This is a genomic window from Streptomyces griseus, assembly GCF_900460065.1.
Taxonomy (GTDB): Bacteria; Actinomycetota; Actinomycetes; order Streptomycetales; family Streptomycetaceae; genus Streptomyces; species Streptomyces griseus.
On record NZ_UAVD01000006.1, the window covers coordinates 60,356 to 80,136 of the forward strand.

Consider the following 19,781-nt stretch of genomic DNA (forward strand, 5'->3'; position numbering starts at 1 on the left):
CACAAGCCGGCGATTGCCGTGCCGATGGAGACGTCGTCCTGCCGGTGTCGGACGGATCGATCCGGGTACGCGGCGGTGCGTAACCATCCGAGTCCTATCGGCACAGGGAGTGAGCATGTCGAAGATCGAGGAGTCCGTCGAGGTCGCCGTTCCGGTGCGTACGGTCTACGACCAGTGGACGCAGTTCGAGGAGTTCCCCAAGTTCATGGAGGGCGTGCAGCGCATCGAGCAGCGCACGCCCACCCTGACGCACTGGGTGACCAAGGTAGACGGTGTGGGGCGGGAGTTCGACGCGGAGATCACCGAGCAGATCCCCGACGAGCGGGTGGCCTGGACCACGGTGGCGGGCGAGGTCCGTCAGGCAGGTGTGGTCACCTTCCACCGCCTGGACGACACGCACACCAAGGTCATGCTCCAGCTCGACCACGATCCTCAGGGGATCGCCGACACGGTGGGGGACAAGCTCGGCTTCGTCCGCCGGCAGGCCAAGAGCGACCTGAAGAACTTCAAGGAGTTCATCGAAGCCCGGGGCAACGCGACGGGGGCCTGGCGGGGCACCAACTGATCAATTTTCGCCCGTCCGCGGTGCGGCGCCCCTCGGTGCCGCACCGCGAGCACGGCTCGTACGGCACGACCAGCAGCACGTACGCCGACCTTCCCGCCGGGCGGGAGAGAAACGGTGCACTGACAGCGGACGATTTGCCGACCGCGCCGGCCCCGATCGGGAGAGGGGCACCCAGCAGGCGCGAAGGGCCGGTTCGGAGGAACCGGTGGACGCCCTGGCCCGTGCCGGGCATGCTCTTGATCCATGCCGCCCAGCAATCAGCCTGAGCCACCCAGCACACCAGCGCAAAGGCGATGGAAACCCACAACTCAGCGCGTGGTCTCCATCGGCGTGCCCCTCGCGATCTTCCTCGCCCTACCGATCCTCGTCTCCGAGGTCAGTGAGGAAATCGCCAGAATCCTTCCAGCACCCACGAGCCCGGTCGCTGTCGCCGCGATCGTGGGCAGCCTCGCGCTGACTGCCTTCTTGATCGCATACTTCCGACCCGAGCGCACCGACCGAGCGGAAGGCGAAAGCCGGCAACGACTGGCCCAAGCGGAGTTCGCCCTCGCCGATGCCCTCCGCGGTACCCACTCCTTCGAAACCGGCACTCCGGTTCCCCACGCGCGAGCTGACGAACACGGTGGCACCGCGGCTGACGAGGCATCCTACCGGCGAAGACTTCTGGGGCTGCCCGAACTCTGGGAAGCGACCCATGCCCGCCTCGACCTCTACCACCGCATCGCGACCAGCCAGGCGGAGACCTCGTTCCGCAACGCCCAGAGAGCCATGGTCGCAGGGTTCCTGCTTCTGATCCTCTTCGCGGGCATCGCCCTCTGGGCGAGCACGACTGCCGTGGCGATCGTCGCCGGCGGCCTCGGCGCCGTGTCCGCAGCTCTCGCCGGATACGTCGCCAAGACGTTCATCCGCTCCCAAGAAGCCGCGGCCACCCACCTTCGGTCCTACTTCGACCAGCCCCTCGAACTCTCCCGCTACCTCGCCGCCGAACGCCTCGTAGCCGACGGGGACCTCTCGCAAGAGCAACGGGGCGAGATCCTCTCCGCCCTCGTCCAGGCCATGGCCACCGGGCCGCAACCGCCGCCCGCAGCACCACAGTCCGTCGTCGTCGCGTCGGTGCCGGGACAGCAAGCGGCGGCATAGATCTCGGGTGGCCGGATCCTCATGGAGACCGGCGTCCCGTCGGTGGCGCGGTTCCGTGCCGATCAGCCGAACCGGGACTTCCCCCCCCTGGGCTCTCCCGCCAGGCCGTTCTCCGTCGAGATCCGGCCCGTCTGATCTCGACCCGGCGCTCCCGCGGTTCAGCCGGCGCCGGCCGACGGGCCGCCGCAGCAGCCGGGCCGCGTCCAGCGCGTCCGCGACCGCTACGCCGGACCGTTTCGGCGTAGCGGTCGCGATGAGCTGAACCGGATCTTCATCCGCACGTGACGTGATCTCGGCGGAGGTGACCCGCGGTGGCTCACCTCCGCTCGCGCGGAGAGATCCGGGAAGTGCGGGAGGGCGCGATCGGGCCCGGCTCAGGCCAGGGTGTACCCCAGCGGGCCTCCGTGGATCTGGCCTTCACAGTTCGACTGGATGGAGTCGAAGATCTGGCGGTTCTCGTTCCGCAGGCATCGGAACAGGGGAACCGTGGCAACTCCAGCCGGCTGGGTGGTGTAGAGCCAACCGAGACGCGTCACATACTGCTGGCCCTCACAGGCGACGTCGGTGCTGGTGAAGTGGTCGCCCCTCACCTGGCAGAGGTACAACGGCGTGGTGCCCGCGGCCGCATAGGTGTACAGCGAACCGAGCGGGCCCTGAAGCTGGTAGCCGTTGGGGTGGTACCAGCTGTTGCTCTGGGTGTCGGAGCTCTTGTGGTAGCGGTTCAGGACGAAGGTGGGCCCGGGAACGTACGGATCTCCCGCACAGAGATACTCGACCGCCACCTGCACATATCCGTTCGGGAGCTGGTTGACGACCGTGGGGCCCTTGACCAGGTTGCACCGAGCGGGGTCGAACCCCTTGGACACGGCGTTGTCCATCGCGGTGCCGACGGCCGACTGAACCGCGACGTTGTACGGGCCGCTTCCCAGGCCCCCGATGTAGAGCTGTACCGGTCCGACGGAAGCGGCCACCTGCTCGGACGGGGCCGGGGCGGCGGCGGATGCCGGGTTGACGAGAGCCAGGGCGAGCGCGGCGACGGCCGCGGTCATCACGCTGAGACGGTGCGCTAAATTCATGAAGGCCATGTCCTCAGGTCAGCGGAATCACGCGGTGGATACCGGCGATTCGTGGGAAACCAGAAGTGGGCGGGATGCGACTCGCTCCGTCGGCCGGAGCCTCCCGGCTCGCCGTGTCCCGGGGGTGCCCGCACATCGTGCACCGTCCGCGGCTCTCGAAACAGGGCCATATCCGCCAATTACGCCGAACTCAAGGAGTGTTGCAGGCCGGCTCGGTCGGCACCACCACGCCACCCATCCAACGAGGACGGCACCACCGGCCACCGTGGAGCACGGCAGCGGCCGATCGCATCGACAGGCCGAAGAACAGCACGGTCGCCCGGCACGGATCCGAAGTGCGGAACCGGATCTCCTGTTGCTTGTTGCGCCTGCTGAAGGCGGTAGAGAGGTGTTGTCGTCGATCGAGGGGAAGGCCGGACGTGGATGTGTATGAAGCTGTGGACAGTCGCCGGGCGGTGCGGGCATTCAGTGACAAGCCGGTATCCAAAGAGATACTCGAACGCGTGCTGGCCGCGGCGACGCGGGCCCCGTCGAGCGGAAACCTCCAGCCGTGGCATGTGTACGTCGTGACCGGCGAGCCCCTGGCCGAGCTGAAGAGGCGCGCAACGGCCCGGGCACGGGCGGGAGACCCGGGGGATGAACGGGAGTATCCGATGTACCCGGCCGAACTGACCTCGCCGTACGAGGACCGCTTTTCCACCGCTGCCGCCCAGCGGTACGAGGCGCTGGGTATCGAGCGCGCGGATCCCGAGCGGCCCCGCAAGATCGCCGCCTTGAACGCGGAGGCGTTCGGGGCGCCGGTCGTACTGTTCTGCTACCTCGACCGGACGATGGGGCCCGGGCAGTGGGGGGACGCGGGGATGCACTTGCAGACGGTCATGCTGTTACTGCGGGCGGAAGGACTGCACAGCTGCCCTCAGGTGATGTGGACGATGTACCGCACGACCGTCAGCCGGATCGTCGGAGCCGATGACGGGCTCGTGCTGTTCTGCGGCGTCTCGGTGGGATACGAGAAGGAGGGCGTGCCGCGGCTGCGTACCGGGCGGGCCGGCATGGCAGAAACAGTGAGCTTCATCGGAGGGTGACCCGAAGTGTCCGTCCGGCGTCGGCCCCGGGAGCCTCCGCGTCGACGCCCCCGAGGCCACCTGCCCCCTCTGAGCGGCTCGGACCACGCGGTCTCGCGCTGTCCGAGCGCCGCCGTTCCGCCGCCGCGATCGGAGATATGCGGACGACGGCGGCCGGTGAGACGCCTGGCAGGTCGACGCCCCGACGACGCGCGGACGGGCCGCCTTCCCGTGGAGAGGGGGCGGCCCGTCCCTGGCAGCGCCGCGTCAGCACTGACGCAGGTTCCCCCAGGGGTCGGAGGGAGTGTGAACGTCCACGGCCGGGACGTTGCCCCACTGACCGTTGTCGAGCAGCGTCCAGTACCAGATGTTGTTCCCGCCGGCATGGTTGTCGCCGGGGCCCCAGCAGACGAACCAACTGAAGCTCGAGGTCAGCGAGCCCCTGACCCCTGACCTGTACGTGCGGTGCTCATAGCCCTTGGCACCGACGCGGTTGCCGCACCACAGTTTGCCGTCGGCGCGGACACCGCACTCGACGGCGGCGCGCTGCCCGGAGGCGGAGGCGGAGGCGGAGGCGGAGGCGGGGGCTGCGGTGGCGGCGCCTGCCCCGGTGGCCAGACCCGTGGTCAGGGTGACGGCTGCGAGAGCCAGGGCTGTCTTCTTGCGTACGGACACGTTTCCTCCTGGTGGGGGCTGCGGGCGGAGCCGGATACGGGATGGACGAACCCGTGGAGCGGGGTCGCTCTCACCGCGGACGCCAGACGCGCCCCTCGGCCCGCCCGCGCCGCTGCTCCGGATGGCTGCGACGGCAACGTTCCTCGTGGCCGGCAGGAGGCGGCAATCCTTTCGTCAGGGCCCGAAACCACGGCTGACGGAGGCCAACAGCGCGGCGCCCAGGTGCGTGGTCGTGTGCAGGACCGCCTTGCCGTCCCGGCGGGTGGATATCAGGGCGGCCCTGCGCAGCACGCCCGCGTGCTCGCTGGCCGTCGCGAGCGAGATGCCGAGACGGCGTGCCAGTTCCGTCGTGCTGCAACCGTCGGCCGCGGCTGCGAGCACGGCGGCCCTGGTGCGCCCCAGCAGGTCATCGAGCGAGCGCTCGGCCGCTTCCTCGGTCAGCCAGTGTGCGGAGCCGTCCGTCCCCTCACCGACCGTGGGCAGGGCCAGGACCGGAGGTTGCTCCTGGTCCACGAGGTTCTGCAGAACCTCTGCCTGCTGCGACGAGAAAACGGTCGGTGCGATGACGAGCCCCCGCCCCCGCAGGTGGATGTCCGCGTCGCGAGGATGACGTACCTCGAGTACAGGAGGCCGCCAGCGCACCAGCGGGTCGCACAGGGTTTCCAACAGCCGTTCGATACCGCCCGCGGCCATCGTGCGCGCATAACCCGCCCGGGCCGTGTCGAGGTCCAAGCGCATCTGCTGCCAGTACGGGGCGATGGCCACCCGGTGGCAGGCCCGCAGCGCTCCGGCCAGTTGGAGACGGGCCTCACGGTCGCCGCCGGCCAGGGTCTGGGCCCACATCCGGTGAGCTGGACGCACGTCGAGGTACTCCACTTCGAGGCGCGTCAGCGCGCGTGGAGCAGCCAGCAGGTTGTCCACCGCCTCGTCGATGCAGGTGGTGCCCCCGGTGAGGCCGGCCATATCGATCTGAGGTCCGTGCGGCGGCATCAAGGCGAGCAAGGGGCCCGCCTGGGCCCGCAGACGCCCGCCCGGTTCCCTGCCCACCGAGGTGCGCCAGCGCTGGAAGGCCGGAGTCCTTCCCTTCCGCAGCCGTGCAATGGCGTCCAGGGTCTCGGCCGCCACACCGAGCGTGTCGGTCACCCTGGTCCGTGCGAGGTCCTCCGCCGTGAAGTGGATGCGCTTCGTCATCGATGGCCCCGCCCCCGCTGTGCCGTGCCCCTGGTGAGATAAACGTGACAGGGGTGGACATATGAAGGCCAGCCGCACTTCGGTCACATGTGATGCCATGCGGACGTCGGGTGCCGCCTGAGCGTGAGCTGCGCCGGGCGCGCGCCCGCGTCCGCCGCGAAAGGCGCGTCCGCCGGGACCGACGCCCCCTCGTGATCGCGCGGCTTGAGCAGCCTGGTGCCCCGATGCTCCGCGTGGTCACACACTCATGCCGTAGCCGAGCTCCTCGGCCCCGATGTGCCAGAAGGAGTTCTCGTCGGCGACCGCCTCGGCGTCAAGCATCCCGAATCGTTCCAGCAACGCTTCCGTGAGCGCGTCGGCGGCCTCCTCGGCCAGGTCCACGGCCTCGTCCTCGTCCAGACCGTCACCAGGCCCCTCGTAGGCGGCGGCCTCGGCGGCGGCCTCCTCGTAGGCACGGTTGAAGGCTACGAACGCCTCGACGCTGGAGTTCACCAGTCGAGGGGCGCCATCCTCCGGCAGACACCACAGCGAGCCGTCATCACGCCGCAGACCGAGCACGCTCAGCCCCGGGTCGACCGCGACCACGGCGTACCGCGCACCGCCGACCGTGCGTCCCGCGAAGGGGGAGTCCTGCCACGCCCCGGGGTACGGGAAGCGAGCACATCCGGCCAGGAGCGAGGCGGCTTCAGCGTCGTTCATGCCGAGAACATAGCCCGCCCGCGGAAGCTTCACCAAGCCGGTGAACCTGTGCGGTCACGGCACCTGTTGGGGGCGGGGGCGGGGGCGTGGCCCGGTCCCACCAGGATGCCGCGGGCCCTGTCGCTGATCGCCGAGGCAGTGAAACGTTCCGCCACTCGCCCGTACCCCGCTTCGTCCCGTTGTGGCCGTACCTCGATACCGGGAACCTCGGTCTCCTCCCCGCCAGGGTCTTGGCGTCGCGGCCTCGCGTCCCTACCTTGAGAGCGGAATATGAGCCAGGCTCACATTTAAGGAGCGCGCGATGGTCATCGTTCAACCCTTGCGGCGCAGACTCGGTTCCGTCACGGTCGCGTCGTTGCTGCTCGCCGTGCTGGCCCTGGTTCTCGGGCCGGTGCCCGACTCCGCGGCGCAGTCCAACTGGTGGGAGCCGTCGGCACGGCCCGCTCCCGACGCGCAGATCGGTGTCACCGGCGAGCCCTTCCAAGGCACCGACGCCCAGGGGCGCGTCCGGGGCTTCGTCGACGCCCACGACCACATCATGTCCAACGAGGGCTTCGGAGGACGGCTGATCTGCGGAAAGCCGTACTCGGAACGGGGCGTGGCCGACGCGCTCAAAGACTGCCCCGAGCACTATCCCGACGGCTCCCTCGCCGTCTTCGACATGATCACCAAGGGCGGCGACGGCAGGCACGACCCCGTCGGATGGCCCACGTTCAAGGACTGGCCCGCCCATGACTCGCTGACCCACCAGCAGAACTACTACGCCTGGATCGAGCGGGCCTGGCGCGGCGGCCAGCGCGTGCTGGTCAACGACCTGGTCACCAACGGCGTGATCTGCTCCGTGTACTTCTTCAAGGACCGCGGCTGCGACGAGATGGACGCCATCCGTCTCGAGGCGAAGAAGACGTACGAGATGCAGGACTACATCGACACGATGTACGGCGGCCCGGGCAAGGGCTTCTTCCGCATCGTCACCAGCAGCGCGCAGGCCCGGCGGATCGTCGAGCAGGGCAAGTTGGCCGTCGTCCTGGGCGTGGAGACCTCCGAGCCGTTCGGCTGCAAGCAGATCCTGGACGTAGCGCAGTGCGGCAAGGAGGACATCGACAGGGGCCTGGACGAACTGAAGGAACTGGGCGTCAGCAGCATGTTCCTGTGCCACAAGTTCGACAACGCCCTGTGCGGTGTGCGCTACGACTCCGGTGCCCTCGGCACGGCCATCAACGTGGGCCAGTTCCTGTCGACGGGCACGTTCTGGAAGACGGAGACCTGCCGTGGACCGCAGCACGACAACCCCATCGGCAACGCGGCCGCGCCGGAGGCGGAGAAGCGGCTTCCGCAGGGCGTGGACGTCCCCTCGTACGGTTCGGACGCCCAGTGCAACACCCGCGGGCTGACCGACCTGGGCGCGTACGCGATGCGCGGCATGATGAAACGCGGCATGATGCTGGAGCTCGACCACATGAGCGTCAAGGCCGCAGGCCAGGCATTCGACATCCTGGAGTCCGAGTCGTACCCGGGCGCCATCTCCTCGCACAGCTGGATGGACCTGGGCTGGACCGAACGCCTGTACAAGCTCGGCGGGTTCGCCGCACAGTACATGGGCGCCTCCGAGGGGTTCGTCAAGGAGGCCGAGCGCACGCGGGCGCTGCGCGAGAAGTACAAGGTGGGCTACGGCTACGGCACCGACATGAACGGCGTCGGCGGCTGGCCGGCCCCGCGCGGCGCGGACGCCCCGAACCCGGTGACGTACCCCTTCCGCAGTACGGACGGCGGCTCGGTCGTCGACGAACTGACCACCGGATCGCGCACGTGGGACTTCAACACCGCCGGTGGCGCGCACTACGGCATGGTTCCGGACTGGATCGAGGACATCCGGAGGGTCGGCGGCCAGAAGGTCGTCGACGAGATGTTCACGGGCGCCGAGTCCTACCTGCGCACCTGGGCCGGTTCCGAGAGCTACGAGCCCGGGGAGAACGTCGCCAGGGGCGCGTCTGCCACGGCGTCCTCCGCGCAGTGGTGGAACCCCTTCGAGGACTTCAAGGCCCACCGGGCGGTGGACGGCGACACGGGCACCCGCTGGGCCAGTGAGTGGAAGGACGACCAGTGGCTGCGGATCGACCTCGGATCGGCGAAGCCGGTCGGGCGCGTCACCCTCGACTGGGAGGAGGCGTATGCGAAGTCGTACCGCGTCGACCTGTCGGACGACGGCTCCAACTGGCGGACGGTGTGGTCCACCGACGTCGGTGACGGAGGTCTGGACACGGCCCGCTTCACCGCGGCCCAGGCACGCTACGTACGCGTGACAGGGCTGAAGCGCGGTACCCAGTGGGGCTACTCGCTGCGCGAGGTCGGCGTCCACGCCGCCGGCTGACGCGGCACAGAAGGCCGGCCGGGTCAGCGCCCGTACGCGATCCGGCCGGTTGCGGCGACCCCTGCCCGACCCGCCCGGTGCACTCGCCTTCGAGGACCGGCCGGCCCTCGCCTCCAAGGACGCGCGTGATCGCTCACGACCCAGCGGCCCGCCTCCGGCTGCTCCGCACACCCGGCACCTCCTACGCCTTCCGCCTCGACGCCGACGACGTCCCCCGGCACGTGCGCTGGGGCCGTCCGCTGAGCCGGGAACAGGCCGTCGCCGTCGCGGGCGACCTGCCCGCCGAGGACCCCGGCGGCGACGACCCGGGGGGAGAGGAGTTCGCGGTCGAAGGCAGCCTGCGCTTCGGGGCGCCGTGGCCCGAACAGCCACACCGCCGGCGCGACGTCGATCCGCTACCGCTTCCACGTCTCGATGGCCGGCGCCCTTGGCTTCGGCGGCGACCTTGAGCCACGGCCTTTTGCCGCTGCCGCCCTTCGACCGGACGAGCGAACTCGTCCACCTCAGGAGACTGCCCCTATGAGAACGGCCCCCGAGCAGCGCGAGCCCGCCGGGTCTCCGGAGCGCTCCGAGGCCCTCGCCGAGCCCGTCCGCCGGGTCGGTCGCGGCTGGGTCGCCCTGTATGTCCTGGCCAACGCCGGGGTGTTCATCCCGATGCACGTGCCGACCACCTTCCTGATGCCCGAGCAGATCGCACAGATCGACCCGGCAGGTAAAGTCGGCAGCTACGCCTGGGTCAGCATGATGGGCGCGATCTCGGGCATCGTCATCGCGCCCCTTGCCGGCGCGCTCAGCGACCGCACCACCGGCCGGCTCGGCCGCCGCCGCCCGTGGCTGCTCGCGGGCTCGCTGGTCTGCGTGGCCACGCTGGTCCTCACCGGCCTCCAGACGACGGTCGCCGGCCTCGCGCTCGGCTCCCTCGTCCTGTCCGCCTCGTTCATGGTCATCGGCGCCGGCCTCTCCCCGGTGGTGCCCGACCAGGTACCGGTCACCCAGCGCGGTGCGGTCCTCGGCTGGGCGATGGTCCCGCAGGCGGGCGCCCTGATCGCGGGCGGCCTGCTGATCGGCCTGGTCACGGGCTTCCCCGCCCAGTACGCGCTGATATCCGGACTACCGCTGCTCATCCTGCTGTTCGCGCTCACGATGAAGGACCCGCCGCTTTCCCGAGCGCACCGCGAGCCGTTCTCGGCGCGCGCCTTCCTGGACGGCTACCGGATCAGCCCGCGCGCCCACCCCGACTTCGTCTGGGCGATGGGCTCCCGCTTCATCATGGGCCTCGGCTACGGCATGGGCACCCTCTACCTGCCGTACTTCCTGGGCGACGTCCTGCACTACGAGCGCCTGTTCCCCGGTCGGTCCACCGAGGACGGCCTGCTCATCGTGATCGGGGTGAACAGCGTGGCCACGGTCTCCACCGTCGTCCTCAGCGGCCGGCTCTCCGACCGGCTCGGCAAGCGACGCATGCTGGTCTTCCTCGGCGGCCTGACGATGGCCGTCGCCGCGGTGCCGCTGGCCCTGTCACCCACATGGACCATGACGCTCATCGCGGCCGTCGTCCTGGGGCTCGGCTACGGCGTCTACCTGGCTGTCGACACCGCCCTGGTCACCGAGGTGCTCCTGGCGTCGACGGACCGCGGCAAGGACATGGCCCTCGCCAACCTGATGACGTCCCTGCCGTACGTGCTCGTCCCCCCGATCGCCTCGCTCGTGCTCGAAGGCCCGGGCGGCTACAGCTCGCTGTTCCTGTGCTCGGGGGCCGTGTCGGCGCTCGGCGCCCTCCTGGTCTGGAAGGTCAAGTCCATTCGCTGACAGCCTTACCGACGGGGGCTCGCCATCCGAAGCCGACCGTTCAAGTAGCTGTTGAGGACCCGCTTGCACTCGGCGATGAGCTGGGGGTCGCCCTTCGGATGCGTGCGGAAGGCCAGTTGCAGCACGCCGTCCGCGCACTCCAGGGCCACGCGCAGGGCGAGCTCCAGCTCGGTGTCGTCCTCGACGCCGGTCAGGGAGGCGGTCAGCGCGCGCAGCCGTCCGGCGACCGCGCTGTTGTTGTCCCGGCCCGGCTCCAGGGTGTGGTCCTGGCCCGCCGCGCCGAAGTCGACCACACCGAACCCGGTGATCGTGCGCCGCATGGCCACGAACTCGTCGACGGTCACCTCCACCAGGCCCGCGATCCCGTCGGGCGCCTCGCGCTCAAGGCGCTCGGTGACCCGCCCCAGGAAGGACTCCAGGTTGCGTGTGGCCAACGCGCCGACCAGCCCCTCCCGGTCGGAGAAGAACTGGTAGAGCGTGCCGATCGGCACTCCGGCCCGGCGCGCCACCTCCTTGGTCGTCAGCGCGGAGTAGCCGACCTCGTCGAGGAGTTCGGCGCAAGCGTCCAGAAGCCTTTCGAAGCGTTCGAGGCTGCGCTTCTGGACCGGCAGCCGACGGCGCGTCCCTGTGGTGCGGTCTTGGTTCACGCTTCCATCATCCCATCGAACCCATTAACATGAGCACTACTCATGTTTGAGGGGGTTGCGCGTGACACTGAACCATCTGCCCGCGGACTTCGTCTGGGGCGCCTCGACGGCGTCGTACCAGGTCGAGGGCGCCACCCGGGAGGACGGTCGCGGACCGTCGATCTGGGACACCTTCACCGCCCGCCCTGGCGCGATCCGTGACGGGCACACCGGCGAGGCGGCCTGCGATCACTACCACCGGTACGAGCAGGACCTCGATCTGATGGCCGAGGCGGGCCTCACCGGCTACCGCTTCTCCATCGCCTGGCCGCGCATCCAGCCCTCCGGCAGCGGCGCGGCCAACACCAAGGGCCTGGACTTCTACGACCGCTTGGTCGACGGCCTGCTGGCCCGCGGCATCGAACCCGTCCCCACTCTCTTCCACTGGGACCTCCCGCAAGCCCTCGAGGACGAGGGAGGCTGGCTGAACCGCGACACCGCGCACCGCTTCGCCGAGTACGCCGCGATCACGGCCGACCGGCTCGGCGACCGCGTCCGCACCTGGATCACGCTCAACGAACCGTTCATCCACATGGTCTGGGGCTACGGACTGGGCACCCACGCACCGGGCCGCACCCTGTTCCTGGACTGCCTGCCGGTCGCCCACCACCAACTGCTCGGCCACGGCCTGGCGCTGCGGGAGCTGCGCGGCCGCGGCCTGCGGGTGATGCTCTCCAACAACTGCACCCCGGTCTGGCCCGCCTCCGACACCCGGGCCGACCATGCCGCCGCGCAGGCCTACGACAACCTGCACAACCGTCTCTTCACCGACCCGCTCCTCGAAGGCACGTACCCCGATCTGACGGCCTTCGGCGCGGAGACCGCCCTCGACGCCTGGATCCAGGACGGCGACCTGGACCTCATCTCGGCCCCCCTGGACGCCCTGGGCATCAACTACTACAACCCCACCCGCGTCCAGGCGCCGGCGGCTCCCGACGGTCTTCCTTTCGAGGAGGCCCCCATCGAGGGCTACCGCCGCACCGCCTTCGACTGGCCGGTGGTCCCCGACGGCCTACGAGAACTCCTCGTCACCCTCAAGCACCGCTACCCCACCGCCCTGCCGCCCCTCTACATCACGGAGAACGGCTGCTCGGCCGAAGACGTCCTCACCCCTGACGGAAAGATCCTCGACCCGGACCGCATCGACTACGTGGAAACCCACCTCCAGGCCGTCGACACCGCGGTCGCCCAGGGTGTGGACGTACGCGGCTACTTCATCTGGACCCTCCTCGACAACTTCGAATGGGCCGAGGGCTACCACCAGCGCTTCGGCCTGGTCCATGTCGACCACGAGACACAGGTCCGCACCCCGAAGGCCTCCTTCGCCTGGTATCGCGACCTCATCCGCGCGCAACGGGGTTGAGTGAGGGCTTCCCCAGGCGCGGGTCCGCGTCCGGGCGGGCGCGAACCGGACCGTGGGGCGAGGGCAGGACTTCAGCAGTGCCGGTGCGAGCCGGCCACTCTCGGCAACTTCGCGATGCGGGTCGAGCGGCAGGCGCCTGACGGGGAAAGGACGGTGGGGTTCGTGGCACGGCGAGGGCGGACCGCGCGCGAGCACGGTCCGCCGGGGTGGGGCGTCGCGCGGGGCTTCGGGCGGCCGGTCGGCGGTCAGCCCGAAGCCCCGGTGGCACCGGCTACAGGACCGTTGCCCCGTAGGCGCTCAGCGCCTCGGTGACGGGCTGGTAGAACGTGGTGCCGCCGGTCCGGCAGTTGCCACTGCCGCCGGAGGTGAGACCCAGAGCGGTGCTGCCCGCGAAGAGCGAGCCTCCACTGTCACCGGGCTCGGCACAGACGTTGGTCTGGATCATGCCGTACACGATCCCGCTGGAACCGTAGTTGACCGTGGCGTTGAGGCCGGTGACCGAGCCGCTGCGCAGCCCGGTGGTGCTGCCGCTGCGCTGGACGGCCTGCCCCACAAAGGCGTTGCCCGCCGTCGTGATGTCCTGGTAGGAGCCGTTGTACAGGTAGACCCGGCCGTCGGCCGCCGCCGGGTTCGAGTGGCGGATGATGCCGTAGTCGTTGTTCGGGAAGCTGGTTCCGGTGCGCGTGCCGATGGACCAGCTGGCGCTGATGTTGGTGCAGTGGCCGGCGGTGAGCGCGTGGGCGACGCCGTTGACCGACACGTTGAAGCCGAGCGAACAGCGGCTGCCACCGGTGGTGATGGCCTCGCCGCCCGCGATCAGCGGGGTGAACTTGCCCTCGGCGCGCTTGACCGTCAGTTTCGCCTTGGAGCCCGCCAGCGCGTTGCTGACCTTGGCCAGTTCGGCCTTCGACACGGTGCTGTCGGCGGTGAGGACGATCTTGCCCGTGCTCGCCTCCGTGTACCAGGCGGTGCCCGCCACATCAGCGGCGAGGATGGCGGAGCTGGCGTCGGCGAGCTGCGAAACGGTGGCCTTGGACTCCGCCTCGGGAGCGGCGACGGCCGAGGGGGTGGCCAGGGCCGCGGCGGCCACCAGGCCGGAGGCCACGGCGAGGAGCCGTGCATATCTTGACGTGCTGCTGAGCGGCGAGAAGCGCTTGAAGGTCACGAGATCCTCCGAGGTATGGGGGGACGGCCCGGTCGGGTGAGGTGGGGCCGTTGGTGCGCGAGGTTCTCACCCAGTGGGAGTGGGCGTGAACCTGCCAAGTTGCACGCTGGAATCGTTGACGGGGACCGTCCCTGACGCAAGGCCGGATTCGCGCCCGCGAGCCCGGAATGAGATGGGGGTCGACGAGTGGGGGTAGACCTGATCCATCTCGATCAATTGACCCCAAAGGAAAATTTGGTGCGGATGCGTAAAAATTCATCGGGTGGGCGTCGTGCTCAGGTGTGGCACCTGGCCGCGGCGGCTCGCGGAGCGAGCCGATTTTGTCATTCCTTTGCATAGCGTTACCGTCGGTTACGCCTTGAATGCTCAGGATTCCATCCCTCGCGCGGGGTCTCGCGGGCAGCGTGCATGAACCATCGAAGGAGCGTTGATCGCCGGCTTCCCGGCAAGGTGATCGGGGAGCCATGGTGATGAATGGCGTACTTGCTACCTTTTCGGGCTGGCTGAATACGTGCTTCCGCCTGGGAAGAAGGGGCATCGACGGCCCGAATGCGTCCGGAGACGCTCTCTTGTGGACCGGTTCGGCGTGTGTAGCCGGTCCACGGTGACGGCCTTTCAGGCGTGCGAGGCAAGGCCGACGCGACTCCGCGCGGGCCTTCGACCCTCCGCGATCGATCGGCCCGGACTGCCGCTCACCGACCCGTCCGCAGGCCTCGGAGCGGCCGGCGGTCGTACGGTGCCGGGGCGGTGGCACCGCTCAGCGGACACGGCATCGCCTCAGTGCGCACGGCGTCGCCACCTTCGCCGCTGTGCTGAACCCGGCGGTCGACGAACGGCGGCGGTGCGTTTCGGCGTTGCGCCCCGCCGCCGTCACCGGCCCCGTGTGGCGGCCGGTCCCGGAGCCACCGCCTCCCGCGGCGGCCCCGGAGTCGAGAGGGCCGCTCAGCCGGGGAGCGCCCACTTCTGGTTGGCACCGGTGTGGCAGGTCCACAGGTGGAGCCTGGTGCCGTCCGCCGAGGAGACCCCTGACGCGTCCAGGCACTTGCCGGACGCCGGGTTCTTCACCGTTCCGTCGGCCTGTGCCACCCATTTCTGGGCGCCCGTGCCGTTGCACCCGTACAGCTGGATCTTCGTGCCGTCGGCCGTTCCCGCGCCGCTGACGTCCAGGCACTTGCCGAGCGCCCGCAGCGTGTCGTCCGTACCGACCGTCCAGTTCTGGCGGGCCGTCCGGTTGCAGGTCCACAGCTGGATCTGTGTGCCGTCGGCGCTCGACCCGCCCGCCACGTCGACGCACTTGCCGCCGATGCCGGTGACAGCCCCTTCCCGGGGGCCGGTCGTGCCGCCGAGCTCCTTGACGCGGATGTTGCGGAAGGACACGTCGTCGCCCTCGCCGTGGTTCTGCAGGCCGATGTGCCCCTGCTGGAGACTGCGGGCGGGGTCGGTGTTGGTGAAGTCGTTGATCTTGCGGCCGTTGAGGAAGATCTGGAGGTGCTCGCCCTCGACCCGGATCTCGTACGTGTTCCACTCGCCCGGCGGGTTGAGGGCCGCGTCCCGGGCCGCCAGGTCGGCGGACTTGAACCCGTAGACGGAGCCGGTGGTGCGGTCGGGGGTGTCGGTGGCGTCGATCTGGATCTCGTACCCGTTGTCGACGGCCGACCACGGATCGTCGGAGGCCGGGAAGCCCACGAAGACACCGGAGTTGTCGTCACCTGCCTGGCGCCAGTCGAGCTTCAGGGAGTAGGACCTGTACTCCTTCGCCTGGTACCAGAACAGGCCGAGGCCGCCCCGGGAGGTCAGGGTGTTGTCGGCGTTGGTGAAGGAGCCCGGACCGGCCTGCTTCCAGCCGGTGGTCCCGGAGGTGCCGAACAGGGTGGTGTAGCCGGTCTCCGGGCGGCAGTCGGCCTCCGTCGTCTCCGCGGCCCAGCGGATGCCGCCGAGCAGATGACGGCGGAAGACGGGGTCGGCGTAGGAGTCCTCGGTGTGGCCGCCGCCGGTGTAGAAGGCGCGCCCTCCCTCGTAGTCCTTGCACCAGGCGATGGGGTGGTCGCCGCCCATGGTGCCGCCGCTGTAGGTGGACTCGTCGAGCGAGGCCAGGACGTGGGCCGACGTGCGGGGGTTGGTGCGGTAGTCGTACCACTCGTCGGTCCGCTGCCAGGTGGAGCCGAGGTGGGCGGTGGCGTCGTGCGCGCGGTCCTCCACCTTCACGGTGGCCGGCTGGATGTGCGGGTGGGACTTGAACAGGGCGCCGGCCAGGCCGCTGTACCAGGTCCAGTCGTACTCGGTGTCGGCCGCCGCGTGGATGCCGACATAGCCGCCGCCCGACCGGATGTATCCCTCGAAGGCGGTCTGCTGGGCGGTGTTGAGGACGTCTCCGGTGGTGGAGAGGAAGACGACGGCCTCGTAACCGCTGAGATTGGCGGGGGTGAAGGCGGTGGCGTCCTCCGTCGCGGTGACGGTGAAGTTGTTGGCGGTGCCCAGCTGGCGCAGGGCGGTGATGCCCTCGTCGATGGAGGAGTGGCGAAAGCCGGCGGTCTTGGAGAAGACCAGCACGTCGTACGCGGGGTCGGCGGCGACCACCGCCGCGCGGACGGGGGCGGCCGGGGCCGGTTCGGCGGCGGTGGAGACCGCCGCTGGCAGGACGGCTGCGCCGAGCAGGCCGCAGGCGGCCCAGCCGGCGAGACGGGTGAGTCGTCGGCTCATGTCAGGGTCCACTTCTGGTTGGCGCCGGTGTGGCAGGTCCACAGGTGGAGCTTGGTGCCGTCCGCCGAGGCGGCTCCGGAAGCGTCCAGGCATTTGCCGGACGCCGGGTTCTTCACCGTTCCGTCGGCCTGTGCCACCCATTTCTGGGCGCCCGTGCCGTTGCACCCGTACAGCTGGATCTTCGTGCCGTCGGCCGTACCGGCACCGCTGATGTCCAGGCACTTGCCGAGCGCCCGGTATGTGTCGTCCGTGCCGGCCGTCCACTTCTGCGCGGCGCTCCCGTTGCAGGTCCACAGCTGGATCTGTGTGCCGTCGGCGCTCGCTCCGCCCGCGGCCTCCGCGCACTTGCCGCCGATGCCCTTGAGGTCACGGCCGGCCGGGGTGGACTGGCCCGTGGTGAAGGTGAAGTCGTCCAGGTCGAAGAGGGAGCCGCTGCCGCCCTTGAAGACGAGGTACAGGGTCGTGGTGCCCGCCGGACGGTTGGTCAGGTCCGTGCTCACGTCCCGGAAGGTGTCCCAGCCGCCGGTGACGGGGACCGCGGCCGAGCCGAGCAGGGTGCCGGTGGGTGAGCCGGCCCGTACCTCCAGCGTGCCTCCCGCGCCGCCGGAGGAGACCCGGGCGGTCAGCTTGGTGGCGTTGCCGAGGATGTAGGGCGTGAAGGAGATCCAGTCGTTGTTGTCGATGTAGCCGACCGTCCTGCCGCCGTTCGCCGTGGCCTTGTCGACGATCTGGACGCCGGCGGAGCCGCCGAAGTGCTCGGCCTGCCGCTTGCTGCCCTGGCTGACGTTCTGGTCGTGCGTGGTCAGGGCGGGCTGCCCGCCTGCCCCCTTGTCGGTGTACTCGGCGTCCCAGACGCCGAAGATGTTCGCGTTGGGGTCGTGCTCTCCGTCGGCGATGGTCTGCACGGTGCCGGAGCAGCCGGTGGCGGAGGTCTGCGGGTGGCCGTGGCTGTCGTGGCCGATGATGAAGGTGACCTTCACCTTCGAGCAGTCGATCGTGCCGTCCTCGGGGTCGGTGACGGTGACCGTGAAGGGTACGGCGGCGCCCGGGTCGATGATGGAGCCGTCGGCGGGCAGGTTCAGGGTGACGGTGGGCGCGGTGTTGCCGACGGTGATGACGACGGAGGCGGTCGCGGTCTTGCCGGTGCCGTCGGAGACGGTCAGTTCGGCGGTGTAGCGGCCGTTGGCGGTGTAGGTGTGCGAGGGGTTCGCGGCGGTGGAGGTGGCCCCGTCACCGAACTTCCAGGCGTACGTGAGCGGGTCGCCGTCGGGGTCCGAGGTCCCGGCCGAGGAGAACGCCACCGCGAGGGGCGCCTGGCCCGAGGTGCGGTTGGCGGTGGCCTTGGCGAGCGGGGCGCGGCCGTCGGTGACGTACTCGATGCGGTAGACCGCGCTGTTGGCGTCCCCGTTGAAGTAGCCGGTGCCGTAGTCGAGGACGTACAGCGCGCCGTCCGGGCCGAAGGCCATGTCCATGACCTGGGTGCCCTGCCAGGGGAACGCGTTGATCGACTGCACGGCGCCGTCGGAGCCCTGCTCGATGCGCTTGATCCACCGGCGGCCGAACTCGCCGGCGAAGTAGTCGCCGTCGAAGCTCTGCGGGAACTTGACCGTGGAGGTGGAGGCCGGGTCGTAGCGGTAGACGGGCCCGCCCATGGGTGACTCGGAGCCGCCGCCGAATTCGGGGACGGAGCCACCGTCGTACGGTATCCAGGCGGGCTGGGCCGGGGGCAGGTCGGTCAGGCCGGTGTTGTTCGGCGAGGTGTTCTTCGGTGCGGTGCAGGAGAAGGCGGCGCCCGATGTGGAGGTGGCGAAGTTGTAGTCCACGTAGGGGCTGTTGTTGCCGACGCAGTAGGGCCAGCCGTAGTTGCCGGCCTTGGTGATCCGGTTGAACTCGACCTGTCCGGCGGGTCCGCGTCCCGCGTTCGCCGTGCCCGCGTCGGGGCCGTAGTCGCCGAGGTAGACGGTGCCGGTGGGCTTGTCGACGCTCATCCGGAAGGGGTTGCGGAAGCCCATGGCGTAGATCTCCGGCCTGGTCCTCGCGGTTCCGGGCGCGAAGAGGTTGCCGGACGGGACGGTGTAGCTCCCGTCGGCGCCGACCTTGATCCGCAGCACCTTGCCGCGCAGGTCGTTGGTGTTGCCGGAGGAACGCTGGGCGTCGTACGCGGGGTTGCGGTTGGCACGCTCGTCGATGGGGGTGTAGCCGTCGGACGCGAAGGGGTTGCTGTCGTCGCCGGTGGAGAGGTACAGGTTGCCTTGGGCGTCGAAGTCGATGTCACCGCCGACGTGGCAGCACAGACCGCGGCTCGCGGGGACGTCGAGGACCTTCTTCTCGCTGGCCATGTCGAGTGTGCCGTCGGTCCTGAGCGAGAACCGTGACAGCCGGTTGACTCCGTCGAAGGGAGCGAAGTCCGTCGCGGATCCGGTGGCAGGAGCGTCACCGGCGGGGGTGGTCAGCTTCGGTGCGTAGTAGAGGTAGACGAAGCGGTTGGCGGTGAACCCGGGGTCCACGCCCACGCCCTGGAGGCCCTCCTCGTCATGCGAGTAGACGTCCAGTTTTCCGGCGACCTTGGTGGCGCCGGCCGCGTCGGTGAGGCGGAGGGTGCCGTCCCGTGAGGTGTGCAGGACGGACCGGTCGGGCAGGACGGCGAGGGTCATGGGCTCGCCGGTCTCGGCCACCCCCTTGGCGAGGGTGACCTGCTGGAACTCGTCGGCCGCGGCGCTTGCCACGGGTTCGGGAGCCGCCGCGGCGGGTCTCTGCTGGGCGGTCAGGGAACCCGCGGCGGCGAGCAGGGCGCAGGCGAGCGCCGCGAGGGGTCGGGTGAGTCTCCTGTGCACGCGCATCCTCCGTGTGATGACGGGGTGAGATCTGGAGCACAGGCGCGCGCCGTCGCGCCGCGGACATGGGCCCCCGAGGGGAGGAAGGGGCACCCGGTCCTCTGCCGTTCGGTACAGAGCAGGAAGGTAATGGCTTTTCCGCCGACCAGAAAGCCCTTTGACGTACCCGGCGTCAACTTTCTCTACTGGGGGGACAAAGCCGCTGGTTGGGCTTCCGGTCGAGCCCCGGCAGACGATGCCGGTGCGGTGGATCCCGAAGCCATGGGTCCGGGAGCCGGCGTCGGCCCCGGAGCCGTCGCCGGCCGTGGGGCCGCCCGCGTACCGTGGTGGGCAAACCGGCCTGACCTGCGGTGAGGGGAATTGGTCCAGACGAACACCTTGACGGGCCTTCGGGGCGCTCCTTAAATCGTCAGCACCAACTGTTGAACACCGCTCCCCGCCGG

15 protein-coding genes are annotated in these 19,781 nt (G+C 69.8%); 7 read left to right on the plus strand and 8 right to left on the minus strand.

Annotated elements, in window-relative coordinates:
* Positions 1–115: 115 nt before the first annotated feature.
* Together DTB53_RS03425 and DTB53_RS03430 are read left to right on the plus strand one after the other, a co-directional pair.
* Positions 116–565 carry an SRPBCC family protein gene (locus tag DTB53_RS03425; RefSeq protein WP_012377751.1) on the plus strand — a complete coding sequence of 150 codons (450 nt, stop codon included), beginning with the start codon at positions 116–118 and terminating at the stop codon, positions 563–565.
* Between the two features lie 315 nt (positions 566–880).
* Positions 881–1,705, plus strand: coding sequence for a hypothetical protein (locus tag DTB53_RS03430; protein ID WP_012377749.1), 825 nt, complete (start codon positions 881–883; stop codon positions 1,703–1,705).
* A gap of 374 nt (positions 1,706–2,079) precedes the next feature.
* On the opposite strand, the gene DTB53_RS03435 is transcribed toward DTB53_RS03430, so the two are convergent.
* Complete coding sequence (locus DTB53_RS03435) at positions 2,080–2,754, minus strand: hypothetical protein (RefSeq protein ID WP_012377748.1); 675 nt, start codon at positions 2,752–2,754, stop codon at positions 2,080–2,082.
* Between the two features lie 446 nt (positions 2,755–3,200).
* Here DTB53_RS03435 and DTB53_RS03440 point away from each other — a divergent pair, with 446 nt between their 5' ends.
* Positions 3,201–3,866, plus strand: coding sequence for a nitroreductase (locus DTB53_RS03440; RefSeq protein WP_012377747.1), 666 nt, complete (start codon positions 3,201–3,203; stop codon positions 3,864–3,866).
* A gap of 246 nt (positions 3,867–4,112) precedes the next feature.
* On the opposite strand, the gene DTB53_RS03445 is transcribed toward DTB53_RS03440, so the two are convergent.
* The 3 genes from DTB53_RS03445 to DTB53_RS03455 all read right to left on the minus strand — a co-directional run bounded on the left by DTB53_RS03445 (position 4,113) and on the right by DTB53_RS03455 (position 6,410).
* Positions 4,113–4,520, minus strand: a complete 408-nt coding sequence (locus DTB53_RS03445; RefSeq protein WP_012377746.1) for a hypothetical protein — start codon at positions 4,518–4,520, stop codon at positions 4,113–4,115.
* Positions 4,521–4,694: 174 nt separating this feature from the next.
* Positions 4,695–5,711, minus strand: a complete 1,017-nt coding sequence (locus DTB53_RS03450; protein ID WP_012377745.1) for an ArsR/SmtB family transcription factor — start codon at positions 5,709–5,711, stop codon at positions 4,695–4,697.
* A 237-nt stretch (positions 5,712–5,948) separates the two neighbouring features.
* Positions 5,949–6,410, minus strand: coding sequence for an SUKH-4 family immunity protein (locus DTB53_RS03455; protein WP_003964241.1), 462 nt, complete (start codon positions 6,408–6,410; stop codon positions 5,949–5,951).
* 301 nt (positions 6,411–6,711) lie between these two features.
* On the opposite strand from DTB53_RS03455, the gene DTB53_RS03460 reads away from it, so the two are divergent.
* The 3 genes from DTB53_RS03460 (at position 6,712) to DTB53_RS03470 (ending at position 10,590) form a co-directional block, all read left to right on the plus strand.
* Positions 6,712–8,781, plus strand: coding sequence for a discoidin domain-containing protein (locus tag DTB53_RS03460; RefSeq protein WP_012377743.1), 2,070 nt, complete (start codon positions 6,712–6,714; stop codon positions 8,779–8,781).
* Positions 8,782–8,906: 125 nt separating this feature from the next.
* Positions 8,907–9,230: a hypothetical protein gene (locus tag DTB53_RS03465; protein ID WP_042495403.1), complete on the plus strand. Its 324-nt coding sequence runs from the start codon at positions 8,907–8,909 to the stop codon at positions 9,228–9,230.
* A gap of 70 nt (positions 9,231–9,300) precedes the next feature.
* Complete coding sequence (locus tag DTB53_RS03470) at positions 9,301–10,590, plus strand: MFS transporter (RefSeq protein WP_012377741.1); 1,290 nt, start codon at positions 9,301–9,303, stop codon at positions 10,588–10,590.
* A 5-nt stretch (positions 10,591–10,595) separates the two neighbouring features.
* Here DTB53_RS03470 and DTB53_RS03475 read toward each other — a convergent pair whose 3' ends face one another.
* Positions 10,596–11,237 carry a TetR/AcrR family transcriptional regulator gene (locus tag DTB53_RS03475; protein ID WP_003964238.1) on the minus strand — a complete coding sequence of 214 codons (642 nt, stop codon included), beginning with the start codon at positions 11,235–11,237 and terminating at the stop codon, positions 10,596–10,598.
* Positions 11,238–11,298: 61 nt separating this feature from the next.
* Here DTB53_RS03475 and DTB53_RS03480 point away from each other — a divergent pair, with 61 nt between their 5' ends.
* Positions 11,299–12,639, plus strand: a complete 1,341-nt coding sequence (locus DTB53_RS03480) for a GH1 family beta-glucosidase (RefSeq protein WP_012377740.1) — start codon at positions 11,299–11,301, stop codon at positions 12,637–12,639.
* A 271-nt stretch (positions 12,640–12,910) separates the two neighbouring features.
* Here the strand turns inward: DTB53_RS03480 and DTB53_RS03485 are convergent, their stop codons facing one another.
* From DTB53_RS03485 to DTB53_RS03495, 3 genes are all read right to left on the minus strand, one after another.
* Positions 12,911–13,804, minus strand: coding sequence for a S1 family peptidase (locus tag DTB53_RS03485; RefSeq protein ID WP_003964236.1), 894 nt, complete (start codon positions 13,802–13,804; stop codon positions 12,911–12,913).
* A gap of 942 nt (positions 13,805–14,746) precedes the next feature.
* Complete coding sequence (locus DTB53_RS03490; protein ID WP_012377739.1) at positions 14,747–16,504, minus strand: ThuA domain-containing protein; 1,758 nt, start codon at positions 16,502–16,504, stop codon at positions 14,747–14,749.
* On the minus strand, positions 16,501–19,338 hold the full coding sequence (locus tag DTB53_RS03495; protein WP_042495400.1) for a PQQ-dependent sugar dehydrogenase: 2,838 nt from the start codon (positions 19,336–19,338) through the stop codon (positions 16,501–16,503). Before DTB53_RS03495 ends, DTB53_RS03490 begins: the two co-directional genes overlap by 4 nt.
* Positions 19,339–19,781: the final 443 nt, after the last annotated feature.

Coding starts and splice junctions, on each gene's coding strand:
- DTB53_RS03425 (WP_012377751.1), top strand. CDS start 116: ATGTCGAAGATCGAGGAGTCCGTCGAGGTCGCCGTTCCGGTGCGTACG.
- DTB53_RS03435 (WP_012377748.1), bottom strand. CDS start 2,754: ATGACCGCGGCCGTCGCCGCGCTCGCCCTGGCTCTCGTCAACCCGGCA.
- DTB53_RS03450 (WP_012377745.1), bottom strand. CDS start 5,711: ATGACGAAGCGCATCCACTTCACGGCGGAGGACCTCGCACGGACCAGG.
- DTB53_RS03455 (WP_003964241.1), bottom strand. CDS start 6,410: ATGAACGACGCTGAAGCCGCCTCGCTCCTGGCCGGATGTGCTCGCTTC.
- DTB53_RS03460 (WP_012377743.1), top strand. CDS start 6,712: ATGGTCATCGTTCAACCCTTGCGGCGCAGACTCGGTTCCGTCACGGTC.
- DTB53_RS03470 (WP_012377741.1), top strand. CDS start 9,301: ATGAGAACGGCCCCCGAGCAGCGCGAGCCCGCCGGGTCTCCGGAGCGC.
- DTB53_RS03490 (WP_012377739.1), bottom strand. CDS start 16,504: ATGAGCCGACGACTCACCCGTCTCGCCGGCTGGGCCGCCTGCGGCCTG.